Annotated in this window: 1 protein-coding gene and 1 pseudogene; both read left to right on the top strand. The window is 39.1% G+C overall.

All coding sequences use genetic code 11. The features are described from left to right. The first annotated feature begins 1 nt into the window (after nucleotide 1). A complete protein-coding gene (locus tag O9332_RS09045) occupies nucleotides 2–358 on the top strand; it encodes a type II toxin-antitoxin system PemK/MazF family toxin (RefSeq protein WP_002764333.1) in 357 nt (118 codons plus the stop codon). Nucleotides 359–405: 47 nt separating this feature from the next. Then, nucleotides 406–900, top strand: a pseudogene (locus O9332_RS09040) (Coq4 family protein); the annotation flags it as partial. Nucleotides 901–1051 lie beyond the last annotated feature (151 nt).

Below are 1051 nucleotides of genomic sequence, written 5' to 3'. Positions count from 1 at the left end.
TATGACGATTTTTCAAGGAGAGATTTATTGGATTGATTTAGGAGAACCACAAGGTTCTGAACCTGCTTATCTTCGTCCTTGTGTTGTGGTGCAAAATGATGCTCTGAATCAGTCACAAATTGGGACGGTTATTGTGTGTCTATTAACAACCAATTTGAGACGAGCAAAAGCTATTGGTAATGTTTTATTGAATGAGGGTGAAGGGAATTTACCTGAATCCAGTGTTGTTAATGTTTCACAGGTTTTCACGCTTGATAAGCGTCTTTTAACGGAGTCTATCGGAAGACTTTCTCAGGAAAAAATCAAATTAATTATTCAGGGAATTAAGTTGGTTATTGAACCTCAAGAACTCGAATAATAGGGGGTTATAAAATATAAAATTATAAAAAAAGCGATCGAGCTACCGCTCAAATAATTGCCCAAAGATATCTGGCCGCTAGTCCCTGTTTAGAAACCCTGCTGAAACTCCCAGAGGATTCCCAGGGTTATCATTATGCTACTCACCTAATTAGTTTCAATTTTGATCCTAATTTTTATCGGTCTATTCAGGTCAATTCCGACACAGATTATCTGCTGCTTCGCCTACGGCAAACTCACGATATCTGGCATATAGTAACGGGTTTTGGTGTCGATGCGATGGGAGAATTGCAACTGAAAGCTTTTGAATTAAGTCAAACTCGTCGCCCTCTAGCTATTGTCCTACTTTTAGGGGGATTATTCGGAGCTTTATTTTCTTCGCCACTTTCCTTAGCCTCTCTCTGGGAAGAGATTGTCATCGCCTATAATTTGGGCAAAAATACTCGACCTTTTTTAGCGCAAAAATGGGAACTAGCTTGGGAGAAATCCCTGCTAGTTTGGCGGCAAGAATTGGCGATTGTCCACTCGAACCTAGAAAATTAATTTTGCTGGACTAATTAGGGTTTGCTGAATAAATCTAAAAACCTTGTTGGATAAGGCTTTTAGACTTTTTTTCCCTGAAAAAGTGCCTACCATTGGAGTGATTGGGGGGAAAATTTAGGGATTTTTTCCCTGAAAATTAGGTAATTGACCA

It is taken from the genome of Microcystis sp. LE19-10.1B (genome assembly GCF_027530565.1).
Classification (GTDB): Bacteria; Cyanobacteriota; Cyanobacteriia; order Cyanobacteriales; family Microcystaceae; genus Microcystis; species Microcystis aeruginosa.
This window is presented reverse-complemented; position numbering and strand designations above follow the sequence as displayed.